19 protein-coding genes are annotated in these 15,983 nt (G+C 67.2%); 8 read left to right on the forward strand and 11 right to left on the reverse strand.

Going from position 1 to position 15,983, the window contains the following annotated elements; all coding sequences use genetic code 11:
- The first annotated feature begins 10 nt into the window (after positions 1-10).
- Positions 11-1,519, forward strand: coding sequence for a M48 family metalloprotease (locus tag BPET_RS04625; protein WP_012247929.1), 1,509 nt, complete (start codon positions 11-13; stop codon positions 1,517-1,519).
- A 412-nt stretch (positions 1,520-1,931) separates the two neighbouring features.
- Here the strand turns inward: BPET_RS04625 and BPET_RS04630 are convergent, their stop codons facing one another.
- From BPET_RS04630 to BPET_RS26880, 5 genes are read right to left on the reverse strand one after another with little or no spacing between them, the layout of a single operon-like run.
- On the reverse strand, positions 1,932-3,032 hold the full coding sequence (locus BPET_RS04630; RefSeq protein ID WP_041863524.1) for a YheT family hydrolase: 1,101 nt from the start codon (positions 3,030-3,032) through the stop codon (positions 1,932-1,934).
- Between the two features lie 15 nt (positions 3,033-3,047).
- The gene (locus BPET_RS04635) at positions 3,048-3,470 is read right to left on the reverse strand and encodes a YybH family protein (protein WP_012247931.1); all 423 of its coding nucleotides are present in this window, start codon (positions 3,468-3,470) and stop codon (positions 3,048-3,050) included.
- A 7-nt stretch (positions 3,471-3,477) separates the two neighbouring features.
- Entirely contained in the window at positions 3,478-3,690 is a 213-nt protein-coding gene (locus tag BPET_RS04640) for a zinc-finger domain-containing protein (protein ID WP_012247932.1), read from the reverse strand.
- A gap of 43 nt (positions 3,691-3,733) precedes the next feature.
- Positions 3,734-4,654, reverse strand: a complete 921-nt coding sequence (locus BPET_RS04645; protein WP_012247933.1) for a branched-chain amino acid transaminase — start codon at positions 4,652-4,654, stop codon at positions 3,734-3,736.
- Positions 4,635-4,802: a hypothetical protein gene (locus BPET_RS26880; protein ID WP_158310069.1), complete on the reverse strand. Its 168-nt coding sequence runs from the start codon at positions 4,800-4,802 to the stop codon at positions 4,635-4,637. Before BPET_RS26880 ends, BPET_RS04645 begins: the two co-directional genes overlap by 20 nt.
- A gap of 32 nt (positions 4,803-4,834) precedes the next feature.
- Here BPET_RS26880 and BPET_RS04650 point away from each other — a divergent pair, with 32 nt between their 5' ends.
- The 3 genes from BPET_RS04650 to BPET_RS04660 all read left to right on the forward strand — a co-directional run bounded on the left by BPET_RS04650 (position 4,835) and on the right by BPET_RS04660 (position 7,453).
- Positions 4,835-5,587, forward strand: coding sequence for an AzlC family ABC transporter permease (locus BPET_RS04650; protein WP_012247934.1), 753 nt, complete (start codon positions 4,835-4,837; stop codon positions 5,585-5,587).
- Positions 5,584-5,919 (forward strand): AzlD domain-containing protein, encoded by a 336-nt coding sequence (locus BPET_RS04655; RefSeq protein ID WP_012247935.1) that lies wholly within the window; start codon positions 5,584-5,586, stop codon positions 5,917-5,919. Before BPET_RS04650 ends, BPET_RS04655 begins: the two co-directional genes overlap by 4 nt.
- A 103-nt stretch (positions 5,920-6,022) precedes the next feature.
- Positions 6,023-7,453 carry a DEAD/DEAH box helicase gene (locus BPET_RS04660; RefSeq protein WP_012247936.1) on the forward strand — a complete coding sequence of 477 codons (1,431 nt, stop codon included), beginning with the start codon at positions 6,023-6,025 and terminating at the stop codon, positions 7,451-7,453.
- A gap of 13 nt (positions 7,454-7,466) precedes the next feature.
- On the opposite strand, the gene BPET_RS04665 is transcribed toward BPET_RS04660, so the two are convergent.
- Positions 7,467-7,853, reverse strand: coding sequence for a thioredoxin family protein (locus BPET_RS04665; protein ID WP_012247937.1), 387 nt, complete (start codon positions 7,851-7,853; stop codon positions 7,467-7,469).
- A gap of 63 nt (positions 7,854-7,916) precedes the next feature.
- Here BPET_RS04665 and BPET_RS04670 point away from each other — a divergent pair, with 63 nt between their 5' ends.
- The 3 genes from BPET_RS04670 (at position 7,917) to BPET_RS04680 (ending at position 10,552) form a co-directional block, all read left to right on the forward strand.
- Positions 7,917-8,720 (forward strand): EI24 domain-containing protein, encoded by an 804-nt coding sequence (locus BPET_RS04670; RefSeq protein ID WP_012247938.1) that lies wholly within the window; start codon positions 7,917-7,919, stop codon positions 8,718-8,720.
- Between the two features lie 22 nt (positions 8,721-8,742).
- On the forward strand, positions 8,743-9,543 hold the full coding sequence (locus tag BPET_RS04675; RefSeq protein WP_041862706.1) for a competence/damage-inducible protein A: 801 nt from the start codon (positions 8,743-8,745) through the stop codon (positions 9,541-9,543).
- Between the two features lie 157 nt (positions 9,544-9,700).
- Positions 9,701-10,552 (forward strand): IclR family transcriptional regulator, encoded by an 852-nt coding sequence (locus BPET_RS04680; protein WP_012247940.1) that lies wholly within the window; start codon positions 9,701-9,703, stop codon positions 10,550-10,552.
- Between the two features lie 207 nt (positions 10,553-10,759).
- On the opposite strand, the gene BPET_RS04685 is transcribed toward BPET_RS04680, so the two are convergent.
- Positions 10,760-11,737 (reverse strand): tripartite tricarboxylate transporter substrate binding protein BugD, encoded by a 978-nt coding sequence (locus tag BPET_RS04685; RefSeq protein WP_012247941.1) that lies wholly within the window; start codon positions 11,735-11,737, stop codon positions 10,760-10,762.
- A gap of 329 nt (positions 11,738-12,066) precedes the next feature.
- Between BPET_RS04685 and phaP the strand changes: the two genes are divergently transcribed.
- A complete protein-coding gene (phaP, locus tag BPET_RS04690) occupies positions 12,067-12,642 on the forward strand; it encodes a TIGR01841 family phasin (protein ID WP_012247942.1) in 576 nt (191 codons plus the stop codon).
- A gap of 94 nt (positions 12,643-12,736) precedes the next feature.
- Here the strand turns inward: phaP and BPET_RS04695 are convergent, their stop codons facing one another.
- The 4 genes from BPET_RS04695 to BPET_RS04710 are packed head-to-tail and all read right to left on the reverse strand — an operon-like array spanning position 12,737 to position 15,966.
- Positions 12,737-13,786 (reverse strand): quinone-dependent dihydroorotate dehydrogenase, encoded by a 1,050-nt coding sequence (locus BPET_RS04695; protein ID WP_012247943.1) that lies wholly within the window; start codon positions 13,784-13,786, stop codon positions 12,737-12,739.
- 39 nt (positions 13,787-13,825) lie between these two features.
- Entirely contained in the window at positions 13,826-14,560 is a 735-nt protein-coding gene (locus BPET_RS04700; RefSeq protein ID WP_012247944.1) for an arginyltransferase, read from the reverse strand.
- A gap of 60 nt (positions 14,561-14,620) precedes the next feature.
- Complete coding sequence (gene aat, locus BPET_RS04705; RefSeq protein ID WP_012247945.1) at positions 14,621-15,382, reverse strand: leucyl/phenylalanyl-tRNA--protein transferase; 762 nt, start codon at positions 15,380-15,382, stop codon at positions 14,621-14,623.
- A 2-nt stretch (positions 15,383-15,384) separates the two neighbouring features.
- Complete coding sequence (locus BPET_RS04710; protein ID WP_012247946.1) at positions 15,385-15,966, reverse strand: NUDIX hydrolase; 582 nt, start codon at positions 15,964-15,966, stop codon at positions 15,385-15,387.
- Positions 15,967-15,983: the final 17 nt, after the last annotated feature.

Consider the following 15,983-nt stretch of genomic DNA (forward strand, 5'->3'; position numbering starts at 1 on the left):
TCATATTGCCATGAACCGCAGGCATACGATATTCCGGTATCCCATTGTGAAGCGCGGGCTGGCTGGCGCCCTGAGCCTGGCCCTGGCCCTGCCCGCCGCGCCGGCCCTCGCCCAGCCGGTGGGCCTGCCCTCGATGGGCGCGGCCTCGTCGGCCGATCTGTCGCCCGCGCTGGAACGCCAGCTGGGCGAGGCCATCATGGCCCAGGGCAGGCGCGACCCCACCTATATCAACGATCCCGAGCTCACCCAGTACCTGACCACCATGGGGCGCAAGCTGGCCACCTATTCGCCCGGCACGGTGCCCGATGTCGAGATGTTCGGCGTGCGGGACCCTGAAATCAACGCTTTTGCCATGCCGGGGGGCTTTATCGGCGTCAACAGCGGCCTGATCGTCTCGTCCACCAGCGAATCCGAGCTGGCCTCGGTGCTGGCGCACGAAATCGGCCACGTCGTGCAGCGCCATATCGCGCGCGGCATGACTCAGCAGAGCCAGAGCGGCGTGGTCATGATGGCCAGCATGGCGGCCGCGCTGCTGGCGGCGCTGGCCGGCGCGGGCGGCAACCTGGCCATGGGGGTGGCTGCCTTCGGCCAGGCCGCCGCCATCAACCGGCAGTTGGGCTTCTCGCGCGATGCCGAGCGCGAGGCCGACCGCGCCGGATTCCAGATGCTTACCAAGGCCGGCTACGATCCCAACGGCATGGTGCGCATGTTTTCGCGCCTGATGAGCGCCTCGCGCCTGAACGAAGGCATGGGCGGCGGCGCGTGGGCCAGCACCCACCCGCTGTCCATCGAGCGGATGTCCGACATTCAGAACCGCGCCCGCAACCTGCCGGCCGAGCGCCACGCCGACAGCGACGACTTCTGGTACGTGCGCGCCAAGATGCGGGTCATCCAGGGGCGCGACGCCGTCAGCCTGCGCACGGCCGGCCAGCAATTGCAGGACGAGGCGCGCACGCTCACCGGCGTGCGACAGTCGGCGGCCTACTACGGGCTGGCGCTGCAGGCTTTCCAGCGCAACAACCTGGATGAGGCCCGGCGCTATCTTGACCAGGCAGGCGCGGACCGCGGCCCGCAACTGGCGCGGCTTGGCATCGACCTTGCAGCCGCCAGCAAAGACAACGCAAAAGCCCTGGAACTGGCCACGGCCGCTATCCGGCGCTGGCCGCAGCAGCGCGCCCTGGGCATTGCCTACGCCCAGGCCCTGCAGGGGGTGGGCCGGCATGCGGACGCGCAGGCCTACCTGCGCGACCGCATCAAGCAATGGGGAGACGACGAGCCCGGTCTGTACCAGATGCTGGCGCAAAGCGAAGAGCACAACGGGCAGCCAGTGCAGGCGCGCCGCGACATGGCGCGCTATTACGTGCTAACCGGCGCCTACGCGGCGGCCGAGGCGCAGCTGCAACAGGCGCGCGGCCTGTCCAAGGATTTCTACGAACAGTCGCAGATCGACGTGCAGATACGCGAAGTGAAAGACAAACTGGCCGCCGAACGCGACCTGCTCGAACGCTTCAAGGGCTGACCGCAGGGCGTAATCCCGCCCCAGGTGTCTGACACGGAAGGTCCATACAGGGCGTAATCCCGCCCAGGTGTCTGGCTCCGCAGGTGCCAGACACCGTACGACTGAGACGGCCCTGGCATACAACGGTGTCAGGCACCTTCGGAGCCAGACACCTGATCTGAGGGCGTGACCAGACACCTGACCTGAGGTAGTGGCCAGACACCTGAGGGAGTGACCAGACACCTGATCTGGGGGAGTGGTTAGGCGCCTGGCCTTGAAGATCCCTGCAGGGCGTAATCCCGCCCAGGTGTCTGGCTCCGCAGGTGCCAGACACCGTACGACTGAGACGGCCCTGGCATACAACGGTGTCAGGCACCTTCGGTGTCAGGCTCCTGGCCTGAGACCCTCTGGCAACAGCGCCGCTTTGGACGGCTTATCGCCCAGTCTCGAAGAAACGCCCCAGCCGCTGCGGCAGCCAGCTCAGGTGGGCGGGGAAGGGGCCGGTGGGAAAGCCGGCATGCCCGCCTTCGGCCGGCTGGTGCAGCAGCACGTGGGCCGAGCAGTCGCGCGGCACGGGCAGGGCGCTTTCGGGAAGGAAGGGATCGTTGCGTGCGTTCAGCACTAGCGTGGGCACGGCGATGCTGGCCAGCCACGGTTTGCTCGAGGCGCGCGTCCAGTAGTCGAGCGCATTGCGAAAACCATGCATCGGAGCCGTGTAGGCGTCGTCGAAGTCGCGCAGGTCGCGCGCGTGGGCGATACGCATGACGTCGATGGCGCCCGGAAAGCGCCGTGCCTTTTCCAGCACCTTGTGCTTCATGGTTTTCAGGAAGTGCGCGCTGTAGAGACGGCGGTTGATGAACCCGCGCGACAGCGTCGTGCCGCCGGCCACCAGGTCAAGCGGCACCGACACGCCGGCGCACGCCGCCAGCCACGACACGTTGCTGCCTTGCTCGCCCAGGTACTTGAGCAGCGCGTTGCCGCCCAGCGACACGCCCACGGCATGCCAGCGCGCGTGCGGGATGCGGGCACGCACGGTGTCGAGCATGAAGCCGACTTCGGTGGAATCTCCCGAGTAATACGCGCGCGCCAGCCGGTTGGGCGTGCCCGAGCAGCCGCGGAAGTGCGCCACCGCCACGATCCAGCCGCGGGCCCGGAAATGATGGGCGATAGACTGCGCATAGCGGCTGGTGCTGCCGCCTTCCAGCCCGTGCAGCAGCAGCAGGGCGGGCGTGTCGGGGGTTTGGGGTAGCGAGGGCCAGTCGGCCTCGGTGATCCAACGGGCGGCGGCGGTCTTGCCGGCCACCACGGGGGCGGTGTTGTCGATGGGGTGCCCGTCCGGGCCCTTGTGCGGAAACAGCCCCGGCCCGGTCCAGTCAATGTCGATGAAATCCGTATCGGGCGTGTCGACGCGCTGGCGCACGAACGCGATTTGATGATGCTGGGCCACGAAGGCGGCATAGATCGTCTGGCTATGGCGATCGGGCAGCCAGGCGGGAACGGGGCAGGGCGAGGTATCGAGTCGGGCGGTGGCCAAGCGATGCACCCGGGGTCAGTGCAGCCGGTCGGGCACGTCGTGCAGGTCGAGTACCCCGGCATCTGCGGGCGCCGGCGACGCGTGGTGCACGACCATGCGCCATCCCGTGGGCCCCTTGTGATAGATGTTGGTGGCGTAGCAGTTGGCATACTGCACGCCGCCGCGCGCGCGCACGGCCACCTGTTCGACCAGCGTGTGCACCGAGCACATCATGCTTTGCATGACCAGCGGGCGCAGCGGCCGGATATGCAGCGGCCCGGCCGCCAGCGTCTGTTGCCAGGACTCCTGCACGGCCGTATGGCCGACCGCGCGCAGCCCGCCCGGATGAATGCAGACGATTTCCTCGTCGTCGGCCCAGATCTGCATCAGGCGGACGACGTCGGCTTGCTCGAGCGCTTCGTAGAACGCTTGCTCGGCTTCTTCGGGCGTGGCGAACATGGGGCGTTCAGTGGCCGCGGACGATGGTGCCCGGCTTCAGGCGGTATTCGGCGCCACAGTAGGCGCAGCGCGCCGAGCCGGTGTGGGTGATGTCGAGGAACACGCGCGGATGCATGCTCCAGAGGGGCGCCTTGGGGCCCGGGCAGTACACGGGCAGGTCTTCGGCGCCGATTTCGATGGTTTCGTGCGAGGTCGCGGCGGCGGGAGCGGCGGCGGTCATGGAGGTTTCCTGGAAAAAACGTAAGGTGGAAGAAAGCGGCGGATCAGACCGGGGTGAGCCAATGCGCGTACTTGGCATTGCGCCCACTGACCAGGTCGAAGAACGCCGTTTGCAGTTTTTCAGTGACCGGCCCGCGCCGGCCCGCGCCGATCTTGCGGTTGTCGACTTCGCGGATAGGCGTGACTTCGGCGGCGGTGCCCGTGAAGAAGGCTTCGTCGGCGATGTAGATGTCGTCGCGCGTCAGGCGCTTGGTGACCACGGGAATGCCCAGATCGGCGGCCAGCGCATGCACGGTGGACCGGGTAATGCCGGTCAGGGCCGAGGCGATTTCGGGTTCGCACAGCACGCCGTCTTTGACGATGAAGACGTTTTCGCCCGCGCCCTCGGCCACGAAGCCGTCGGTGTCGAGCAGCAGGGCTTCGTCGTAGCCGTCTTGCAGGGCCTCGGCGTTGGCGATGATGGAGTTGGCGTAGGTGGTGGCCACCTTGGCGCGCGGCATGGTGACGTTGACGTGCTGGCGCGCGTACGACGACACCTTCACGCGGATGCCCTGCGCCAGGGCTTCTTCGCCCAGGTAGGCGCCCCAGGGCCAGGCCGCGATGGCCACGTGCACCTTGGCGCCCTTGGGCGATACGCCCATTTTTTCCGAGCCGTAGAACACCAGCGGGCGCAGGTAGCAGGATTCGAGCTGGTTGGCCCGCACGACCTCGCACTGCGCGGCGTTGAGCGTGTCAGGGTCGAACGGCATGGGAATCTGGTAGATGTGCGCCGAATTGCACAGCCGCCGGGTGTGGTCTTGCAGGCGGAAGATGGCGGTTCCGGCGTCGGTTTTGTAGGCGCGCACGCCTTCGAACACCGACAGGCCGTAATGCAGGGAGTGGGTCAGGACGTGCGTGGTGGCCTCGCGCCACGGCACCAGCTTGCCGTCGTACCAGATGAAACCGTCACGGTCCGCCATCGACATGGTATTCCCCCTTGAAAGAGGCGCCTATTGTATCAAGCGGCAAGGGTACAATGCCGCGTTTCAGCGCCAGGGCCGCGGGCGACGCCCGGCTTGGCGCCGCGCCGGGCGAGCTGGCGTGCGTGTATGTGCCTTCTTTGATGAATTCCATGCCGTCCAGTTCCGTTTGCCAGGGGGCGCCAGGTGCCCGCTGACCCCGCCGCCCTGCTCGAAGACCCCCGCCTGGTGCGCCAGGAGCGCATCGCGGCGTTCCGCCAGGGCCTGCATGCCCTGATGCCGGCCCTGATCGCCACCGCCACCTGGGGCCTGGTCACCGGGGTGGCCATGGTCAAGTCGGGCCTGACCGAATCCATGGCCCTGGCCATGACCCTGCTGCTGTATGCCGGGTCGGCCCAGCTGACCTCGCTGCCGCTCATTGCCAGCGGCGCGCCCCTGTGGCTCATTTTCATGGCGGGCAGCGTGGTCAACCTGCGCTTCATTATTTTCGGCGCCGCCCTGCATCCCTACTTTCGCCACCTGTCCTGGCCGCGCCGCCTGGGGCTGGGGTATTTCACGACCGACATGGGTTTCGTGCTGTTCATGCCGCGCTTCGGCGACGCCGCCGAACGGGGCACGCGCGAGCAGTTGTGGTATTTCCTGGGCACCATCGCCCCGGGCTGGGTGGTGTGGCAGTCGTCGTCGATTGCCGGCATCTACCTGGGCACGCTGGTGCCCACAGCCTGGTCGCTCGACTTCGCCGCGGTGCTGGCGCTGCTGGCCATCACGGTGCCGCTGGCCAATTCCCGCCCCATGTTGGTGTCCATGCTGGCCGCCGGGCTGACCGCCTGGGTTGGCCAGTTGCTGCCCCTGCGGCTGGGCCTGGCGGCCGCGGTGATCGTCGGCATCCTGGCCGGCATCGCCGCCGAACGGTATTTCCACAAGGTGGCGCGCCCATGAGCTTCTGGCCCTCGGAAATCTACGTCTATTCCGCCATCTTGTTGCTGGCGCTCTGCAGCGTGCTGACCCGCGCGGGCTTCATGCTGTTCGGCGACTACGTGCCGCTGCCCGATGGCGTGCGCCGCGCCCTGCGCTATGCCCCGGCGGCGGCCCTCACGGCCATCATCGTGCCCGACCTGCTGCCCTGGAAAGCCGGGGCAGGGCCGGCCTTCGACTACCGCCTGGTGGCCGCCACGGTGGCGGTTGTGGTGTTCCTGCGCACCCGCAGCGCGGTGCTGGTAATCGTGGCAGGCATGCTGGTGCTCTGGACGCTGCGCTGGCTGACCGGTTAGGCCTCTGGGCCGGCTGCGCTAAAATAAAGTTATCCACAGCAATCCGGGCTTGGCAGCATACTCGTTTTGTTCTTTTTCATTGCCCCGGCATCTGCCCATCCTGATGACTGACTCCACTACCCCCGAAGCTCCCAGCACCGACGCGCCCACCTCGACTTTCGCCGACTTCGGACTGCACCCGCAACTGCTCCAGTCGGTTGCCGACACCGGATACACCACCCCGACGCCCATCCAGGCGCAGGCTCTGCCTGCCGTGATGGCCGGGCGCGATGTCATGGGCGCGGCGCAAACCGGCACCGGCAAGACGGCGGCCTTTACGCTGCCCATCCTGCATCGCCTGATGCCACTGGCCAATACCAGCGCATCGCCGGCGCGGCATCCGGTGCGCACGCTCATCTTGACGCCCACGCGCGAACTCGCCGACCAGGTCTACGAGAGCGTCAAGCGCTATAGCAAGCACACGCCGCTGCGCTCGGCCGTGGTGTTCGGCGGGGTCGATATCGGACCCCAGAAAGAGGCGCTGCGGCGCGGCTGCGAGATCCTGGTGGCCACGCCGGGCCGCCTGCTCGACCACGTCGAGCAAAAAACCGTCAACCTCAGCCAGGTGGGCATCCTGGTGCTGGACGAGGCCGACCGCATGCTCGACATGGGCTTCCTGCCCGACCTCGACCGCATCGTCAGGCTGCTGCCGGCGCAGCGCCAGGGGCTGCTGTTCTCGGCCACTTTCAGCAACGAAATCCGCAAGCTGGGCCGCACCTACCTGAACCAGCCGGTCGAAATCGAAGTCGCCGCGCGCAATGCCACGGCCGATACGGTCAGCCAGATCGCCTACCAGATGCCCAGCGACGCCAAGCGCGCCGCGGTGGTGCACCTGGTGAAGTCGCGCGGGCTGAAGCAGGTGATCGTGTTCTCGAACACCAAGATCGGCACGGCGCGCCTGGCGCGCGAACTCGAGCGCGACGGCGTGCGGGCCGAATCCATCCACGGCGACAAGAGCCAGGCCGACCGCATGAAGGCGCTCGACGCCTTCAAGGCCGGCGAGCTCGAAGTGCTGGTGGCTACCGACGTGGCCGCTCGCGGCCTGGACGTGGCCGGCGTGCCCTGCGTCATCAACTACGACCTGCCGCACAACGCCGAAGACTACGTGCACCGCATCGGCCGCACCGGCCGCGCGGGCGCTTCGGGCGAAGCCATCGCGCTGTTCACCGCTGACGAAACCCGTTACCTGCAAGACATTGAAAAGCTCACCAAGCGGCCGGTGCCGCGCGGCACGCTCGACGTGCCCCGCGACCTGGTGGCGCGCAGCCACACGCGCGATACGCGCGACGGCCGCGATGCCCGGGGCCGCGGCCGCGAGCGGCGCGGGTCTTCGCAGGCCTACGGCGCGCCGCAGCAGCCGGTGGATGATTTTTTCTACAAGCCGTACGAGCCGGCCGCGCCCGCGGCTGACCAGGCCGAGCCAAAAACGGAATCCCGCAGCAGCACGCCCAAGCGCCAGGTGGCGGTGCTGCTGGGCGGCAGCCGCAAGCCCTGAGCCCGCCCAGCCGCTACTGCGCCAGCAGCGCGGGCACGTCGGGCAGGCCGGTGGCCACCGTGGGGCTGTCGGGTGCCAGGCTGTCGAGCAGCCGCTCCAGGTGGCCGATGTGCGGCAGCATCGGGCCATAAAACACCACGCGCCCGCCCACCTGCACCAGCAGCGTGGGAAAGTTCTCGACATCTTCGTCGCCGAGCAGGTCGGGGTGGTCTTCGATATCGATCCATGCAAACACCCGTTGGGGCTGGGCCTCGGCCAGGGCCGCCAGCCGTGGCCGGTATTGGCCGCAGGTATCGCACCAGGCCGCGCAAAAGCAGGCTACCAGCCAGGTGTCGGGGCCGCCGTCGGCCAAGGCGGCGCGCAGCGCGGGGGTGTCGGGTCCGGGAACGAGCAGGGGCATGGCATCAAATCGCAGCGTGTTTGAGACTATGATACCCGGCATGTCTACCGACAGGTTTGCTACATGATTCCTCCCCGCCCCGATCCCGCGGCGCCCACGCCGGCCCGCGCCGCCGCGGCAGGCGCGGCCGGCGTTGCCCAGGCATTCAAGCGCGCGCTGGTATCGCAGTGCCATCCCAATATGCTGTTCGCGGTGCTGCTGCCGTTCGTCATCGCGCTGCTCGGCGCGTTGCTGCTGGTGTGGCTGTTCTGGACTCCGCTGACCGATTGGCTGAACCTGCAGGCGTCGCAGTGGCAGTTCGTCAACAACGTCGATGCCTGGCTGGTGGGCATCGGGCTATTCTCCATCAAGCTGTATTTCATTCCCGTCATTGCAGCGGCCATCTTGCTGCCCGTATCGGGCATTCTGGGGCTGGCCATCGCCGCCGTATTCGTCATGCCGCTCGTGCTGCGCCACGTCGGCGCGCGCGAGTACGCCGGGGTGGCGCGCCAGGGGCGCAATGCCACGGCGTACAGCGTCTGGAACGCCATCTGGGTCAGCGCGATATTCGCCATCGGCTGGGTGCTGACGCTGCCATTCTGGCTGATTCCACCCATGGCGGTGATCTTGTCGGTCTTCTGGTGGGCGTTTGCGTTTTCGCGCATGCTGCGCGTCGATGCCATCGTCGAGCATGCCAGCCCGGCCGAGCGCCGCATCCTGCTCGAACGCCACAATACCGGCTTCTGGATCATCGGCCTGATCTGCTCATTGTTGAACCTGCTGCCGCCCGCCTGGATCATCCTGCCCGTGTACTCGGGCCTGGTGTATGCGCATTACGGGCTTGAAGCGCTGCGCCGCCTGCGCCAGGAACGCGTCATCGAAGCCTGACCTCTTCCACTTACCAGACACCATGGCTGCTTCCACTTCCCGCCGCATCGGCCTGATCATCGTGGGCGATGAAATCCTGTCCGGTCGCCGCCAGGACAAGCACTTCGCCAAAGTCGTCGAGCTGCTGGCCGCGCGCGGCCTGCAGCTGTCGCATGTCGAAATCCTGCCCGATGACCGCGCGGCGCTGACCGCGGCCCTGCGCCGCAGCTTTGCCTCCGGCGACATCGTGCTGTCGTGCGGCGGCATCGGCGCCACGCCCGACGACCACACCCGCCAGGCCGCCGCCGCCGCGCTCGATGTGCCGCTGCAATTGCATCCCGACGCCGAACAGGCCATCGTGCTGCGGGTGGCCGAGATGGTGGCCAAGGGGCAGGGCTCGCCCGACATGAGCACGCCCGAGAACCAGCACCGCCTGCAGATGGGCATGTTCCCCGCCGGCAGCGAGATCGTGCCCAACCCCTACAACCGCATCCCGGGCTTTTTCATCCACGATCACACCTTCGTGCCGGGTTTTCCGGTCATGGCCTGGCCCATGCTCGAATGGACGCTCGACACGCGCTACGCTGCCCTGCATCACCAGGTGGCGCACATCGAGCACTCATTCCTGGTGTTCGGCATGCCCGAATCGCGCATCGCGCCGGTGATGCAGGTCATCGAGCAACGTTGGGCCGCGGTGCGCGCTTTCAGCCTGCCCAGCGTGGGCGAGGCAGGCGGCCCGCCGCACATCGAATTGGGCGTCAAGGGCGACCCCGGTCCGGCCGCCGAGGCGCTGGCATTCCTGCAGCAAGAAGTGCAGCGGCTGGGCGGCCGGCTGGCCCCCTGAGCGCGGCCGCCGCGGGCGCCCGAGGGGGAAACGGGTTGCCAAATCGGCCGCAAGATTTCACAATACGGGAAATCAGCCTCATGGTGCGCCGCGGCATCCGTCGCCGCGCCGGGGGCGCACCTGTTACCCGCGTTAACCAACCATTGTGACTTCCACCATGTCAGCCACCGCGCCGGGCTCGGACAGCGAGCATGCCCCGGGCCAGTCTCCTATTGCCATCCAGGTCATCGAACGCGCCATGCGCCTGCTCGACGCGCTGGCGGCCCACCCCGACCCGGTCACCCTGAAAGAGCTGTCCGCCACCACCGGGCTGCACGCGTCCACGGCGCATCGCATCCTTAACGACCTGGTCGTGGGCCGCTATGTCGAGCGCGTCGACAACGGCCTGTACCAGCTGGGCATGCGCCTGCTCGAACTCGGCTCGCTGGTGAAAGGGCGCCTGAACGTGCGCGAGGCCGCCATTTCGGCCATGCGTTCGCTGCACAAGCTTACCGGCCAGACCATCAACCTGTCGGTGCAGCAGGGCGACGAAATCGTCTATATCGACCGAGCCTGGAGCGAGCGGTCGGGCATGCAGGTGGTGCGCGCCATCGGCGGACGGGCCCCGCTGCATCTCACGTCCACCGGCAAGCTGTTCCTGTCCACCATCGACAGCCGCCAGGTGCGCGCCTATGCGCTGCGCACCGGGCTGGCCGGACACACCCGCAACAGCCTTACCGATCTCGAACGCCTCGAGCGCGAGCTGGCCTTGGTGCGCCGGCACGGCTACGCGCGCGACAACGAAGAACTCGAAATGGGCGTGCGCTGCATCGCGGCCGGCATTTTCGACGACACCGGCAAGCTGGTGGCCGGCCTGTCGATCTCGGCGCCGTCCGAGCGCCTGCAAGACGAATGGATACAGGCCCTGGTGGAGGCGGCCCGCAATATTTCCGAAGCCCTGGGCTACGAGCCCACGGTTACCGCCAACCACACGGGCAAGGGCCTGGCGCCGCACGCGGTGCGCACGTAATCCCCTCGGGCCAGGTTTCAGGCTCCGCAGGTGCCTGAAACCACATGTAGTCGCGGCAGCCGCTGCACGCTTCGGTGTCAGGCACCTGCGGAGCCATACACCTGGCGAGACCCGCCAAACCTGACACCGGGCGATCCGGCCGCTCTACAATAAAAAACCCCTGGCAAGCCAGGGGTTCCAGGGGCCCGAGGGCCGGTATTATTGGTTTTATTGTTTCGGTACGCCAGCCTTCTTGAACAGCTCGGCCCACTGCGGCACTTGCTGCTTGACCTTGGCTTCGAGCGCCTTGGGGTTGGCGTCGTCGTTCAGCACTTCGGCGCCCAGGCCCGCCATGCGTTCCTTGAACTTCGGATCGGCCAGGCCGGCCTGCAGGGCCTTGACCAGCTTGTCGACGACCGGCTGCGGCGTGCCCTTCGGTACCCACATGCCGTGCCAGATACCCACTTGGAAGCCCTTGAAGCCCGATTCGTCCATGGTGGGCAGGTCGGGCAGCGTGGGCACGCGCTTCAGGCTGGTGACGGCATAAGCCTTCACCTTGTGGCTGGTGATGTACTGGGTGGTGTTGGTGGTCTGGTCGCACAGCATGTCGACCTGCTTGCCCAGCAGGTCGTTCATGGCCGGGCCCGTACCCTTGTAGGGAACGGTCAGCAGATCGACGCCCAGGGCATCGACCAGCATGGTGCCGCACAGGTGGCTGGCGGCGCCGATGCCGGCGTTGGCCAGCGAAACCTTGTCTTTATTGGCCTTGACGTAGTCGACCAGCTCTTTGATGTTGTTGGGCGGGAAGTCTTCGCGGGCGATGATGGTCATGGGAACGTCGACCACCAGGCCCACCGGCTCGAAGCTGGTGAAGGGATCGTAGCCCGGGTTCTTGTACAGCGAGGCCGCCGTGGTGAAGCCCAGGTGCATCAGCAGCACGGTGTAGCCGTCGGGTTCGGCGCGCGCCACGAACGAGCTGCCGATGGTGCCGCCCGCGCCGGTCTTGTTTTCGACCACGACGGACTGGCCCAGGGTGGGCCGCATGGCTTCGGCCAGCGACCGTGCCACGTTGTCGGTGGGGCCGCCCGCCGAGAACGGGACAACCATGTTGATGGCCCGTTCCGGATATTCAGCGTGGACAGCGCCGGCTGCGAGCAGGGCGCCGGCGGCCAGCAATGCCGAAAGCGTACGGGGGATGAATGTCATGAGGTCTCCTGTGCCGCAGGGTGCGCGGCGGTGTTTTCACTTGGGCTGATGAGCCTTTCTTGGAGTGTCATCAGCTGGCAGCCAGTGTAGAAAACAAATAGGGGGTCCGTCACCGGGTATTTCCCCCGATCCTGCGGCGGCGCAAATCTGTAATTGTTGCGACGCGTCAAAAATGCTTGACAGGTGGCTCCAGGCCCGTAAAATGTGGTTTGTGCAGTGCAACAAACGCGCCGGCGACAGCTTGCAATACCCGCTCCCGGGCCGTTTGCACCCCTTAGCGAAGCATCATTATCTGCCGGCACGCCCCCGGCCCACTACCGGAGATCTACATGACCGCCATTCCGCAACAAGTTCTGGATCGCCAGAAATCCGCCCTGAATACCCTGGCTGCCACCCAGGCCACCCTGTTCGCCGGCTTCGAAAAGCTGGTCGACCTGAACCTGAAGGTGGTCAAGGCGACGCTGGACGAAGTCGCCCAGACCTCGCAGCAGGCCATTGCCGTCAAAGACCCGCAGGAAGCCGCCGCGTTCGCCACCGCCCTGGTGCAGCCGGGCGCCGAAAAGGCCCTGGCCTACGGCAAGCATGTGTATGACATCGTCGCCGGCGTGCAAGGCGAACTGGCCAAGCTGGCCGAAGCCCAGATCGCCGAAGGCCAGCAGCAAGTGGCCGACGCCGTCGAACAGTTTTCGAAAAGCGCCCCCACTGGCTCGGAAAGCGCCGTGGCGCTGCTGAAGTCGTCGCTGGCCACCGCCAACGGCGCCTACGAATCGCTGACCAAGGCCGCCAAGCAGGCTGCTGAAGTCGCCGAGTCGAACCTGAACGCCGCCGCGAACGCCACGTTCAAGGCCGCCACCGACGCTGCCGAGGCCGCCACCAAGGCGCCGCGCAGCCGCCGCGCAGCCTGATATGGCTGGCCGGGGCTGTTGCCGCCGGCCAGACTGTAGTACTGTTGAGTGACAGAGCAGAGCTGGAATTAGCCACCCCCCGGGGTGGCTTTTTTTATTTGCCGGCTGCTTTGATAGCGCTGGCGCATTCGCCTACCAGCGCCGGCCCGCGGTAGATCAGCCCGGTATACAGCTGCACCGCGTTGGCGCCCGCATCGATTTTCTCGCGGGCCTGGCGGCCTGACAGAATGCCGCCCACCCCGATGATGGCCGCGCCAGGCCCCATGCGCTGGCGCAGGCGGGCGATGACGGCCAGCGACAGCGCATGCACCGGCGCGCCCGACAGGCCGCCGGCCTCGTTGGCATGGGGCTGCCCGGCCACGGCATCGCGCGACAGGGTGGTGTTGGTGGCAATGACCCCATCGACGCCGTAGCGCGGCAGGATGTCGGCGATGGCGTCGATCTGCGCTTCGCTCAGGTCGGGGGCGATTTTCACGGCCAGCGGCACGTGGCGCTGGTGGCGGTCGGCCAGTTCGGCGCGCTTGTCGCGCAATTGCGCCAGCAGCGCCGACAATTCATCGCCGCCCTGCAGGGCGCGCAGGTTCTGCGTGTTGGGCGACGAAATATTCACGGTGACGTAATCGGCGTGCGGGTACACGCCTTCCAGCCCCAGCAGGTAGTCGTCGGCCGCGCGCTCGATAGGAGTGTCGGCATTTTTGCCGATATTCAGCCCCAGCACGCCGCCTTGCGCGCGCCACTGGCTGCGCTGCACATTGGCGATGAAGGCGTCCAGGCCCTGGTTGTTGAAGCCCAGGCGGTTGATCAGCGCCTGGGCGCGCGGCAGGCGGAACATGCGGGGCTTGGGGTTGCCCGGCTGCGCCCGCGGCGTAACGGTGCCGACTTCGACGAATCCGAAGCCCAGGTTGCCCAGGGCGTCGATATAGGCGCCGTTCTTGTCCAGGCCGGCGGCCAGCCCCACGGGGTTGTCCAACGCCAGCCCCATCAGGGTGGCGGGCGCCTGCGGGCGCGTGCGCAGCAGCCTGCGGGTGGCCCCGCAATCGTAGGCGCGTTGCAGGCCGGCCAGCGTGACTTCATGGGCGGTTTCCGCGTCCATGGCGAACAGGGCCGGGCGCGCGAGGGGGTAGGCTTGGAACAGGATGGACATGGGGCGCAATTGTAGCCAGTTTGCGCCGCCGCGAGCGGGTCAGAGCGTGCCGGGCGGCGGTGCTTGCCAGGCGCCGTCCAGGTACAGCTGCAACGGCTTGAAGCCTGACTTGTAGGCCATCTTGCGGCTGTCGCGGATCCAGTAGCCCAGGTACAGCCAGGGCAGGTCCAGGGTGCGGCACTGCTCGATCTGCCACAACACGTTGTAGGTGCCCAGGCTGCCGCGTGCGGCGGGGTCATAGAACGTGTACACCGAGGACAGGCCGTCGTCGAGCACGTCAATGATCGACACCATGGCCAGCGTGCCTTCGGCATCGCGGAATTCGACCAGGCGCGTGTTGACCCGGCTGGTAAGCAGGAACTGGGCGTACTGCGTGCGGCTGTCGTCGTCCATGCCGCCGCCGGGGTGGCGGCCCTGCTGGTAGCGGGTGTACAGGTCGTAGTGTTCGGGTGACCAGGCCAGCTCCGCCACGAAGGCGCGCAGTCCCTGGTGTCCCCGCCATGCGCGCCGCTGGCTGCGGTTGGGCGCGAAACGAGCCGTGTCCACGCGCACCGGCACACAGGCCCGGCAATTGTCGCAATGGGGCCGGTAGGTAAACAGCCCGCTGCGCCGGAACCCCTGTTCCACCAATTGCGAGTACGCGCCCGCGTTGATCAGGTGCCCCGGCGCGGCTACCTGCGACCGCGCCTGCTGCCCGGGCAGATAGCTGCACGGGTAGGGCGCAGTGGAATAAAACTGCAGGGTGGCGAAAGGAAGTTCTTTGAGCTGGCTCATGGGCGGCTCGCCAGGGAATCGGGCCCGGCGGACATGGCTACATCTTAACGCCGAAGCGGGTCAGTACAGCAAGGTCGACACCGGGGCGGGGTGCAGACTGCCCTGGCTGTCCAGGCGCCCCGACTGCCAGGCGGGCGCAGGCCCGGCGATTGCCTGGCGAATGTGTTCGACGAAGCGGGCGCGCGGCACCGGCCGAGCGCCCAGGCTGGCCAGGTGGCGCGTCTGTTGCTGGCAGTCGATCCATTCGACGCCGGCCCGCCGCAGGAACGCCACCAGATAGGCCAGCGCGACTTTCGAGGCATCGGGCACGCGGGTGAACATCGATTCGCCGAAGAACATGCGGCCCAGGCTGATGCCGTACAGGCCGCCCGCCAGTTCGCCGTCGATCCAGGTTTCGACGCTGTGCGCCACGCCCGCCGCGTGCCATGCGCGGTAGGCCTGCTGCATGTCCGCGGTGATCCAGGTACCGGCCTGCCCGTCGCGCGGCGCGGCGCACTGCGCCACCACGGCGTCGAACTCGGTGTCGACGCGCACCTGCACGCGCGGCAGCAGCGCGGATTCTTCGCGCGCGATCTGGCGTAGAAGCTTGCGCAGCGAATGCGACGGCGCGAAATCGGCGCACGCCAGCACCATGCGCGGATCGGGGCTCCACCACAGAATGGGCTCGCCTTCGCTGTACCACGGAAAAATGCCGTTGGAATATGCGGCGGTCAGGCGTTCCAGCGACAAGTCGGCGCCCGCCGCCAGCAGGCCTGCCGGGTCGGACAGAGCATGCTCGACCGGTGGGAATGGCGTGTCGGGGGATAACCAGGGCAGCTTCAAGATCAGCGATGCGATTCGAGGGTGTATCGATGGGTGCCGAAGCTGCCGCGGCGGCGGTCTTCCAGGAACTGTTTCAGGGTGGTGGCTACCGTGCGGAACGACAGGTCTTCCCAGGGGATGTCGGCTTCGTCGTAGTAGCGCGCCTCCAGGCTTTCCGGGCCGGGGTCAAGCTCGGGATCCAGCGCGCGGGCCAGATAGAACAGGTGAACCTGCTCTATCTGCGGCACGTCGATGATCGTGAACAACGGACCCAGCTCGATGCGCGCGCCCGATTCTTCCAGGGTTTCGCGCGCCGCGCCTTGCGCGGTGCTTTCCCCGAGCTCCATGAAGCCTGCCGGCAGGGTCCAGGTGTCGTAGCGAGGTTCGATGGCGCGCCGGCACAGCAGGATGCGGTTTTCCCAGACGGGCACCGTGCCTACTACCATGCGCGGATTCTGGTAGTGGATGGCGCCGCAGTGGTCGCATATGTCGCGTTCGCGATTGTCGCCATCCGGCACCCGGCGGTTGATGGGGGAGCCGCACTGGCTGCAGAAGCGTGCCCGGCGCGGGGCTGGGAAATACGTCGGAGGCGATTGGGCGGTCATGCCGTCGATTCTAACGG

Source organism: Bordetella petrii, from assembly GCF_000067205.1.
Taxonomy (GTDB): domain Bacteria; phylum Pseudomonadota; class Gammaproteobacteria; order Burkholderiales; family Burkholderiaceae_B; genus Bordetella_A; species Bordetella_A petrii.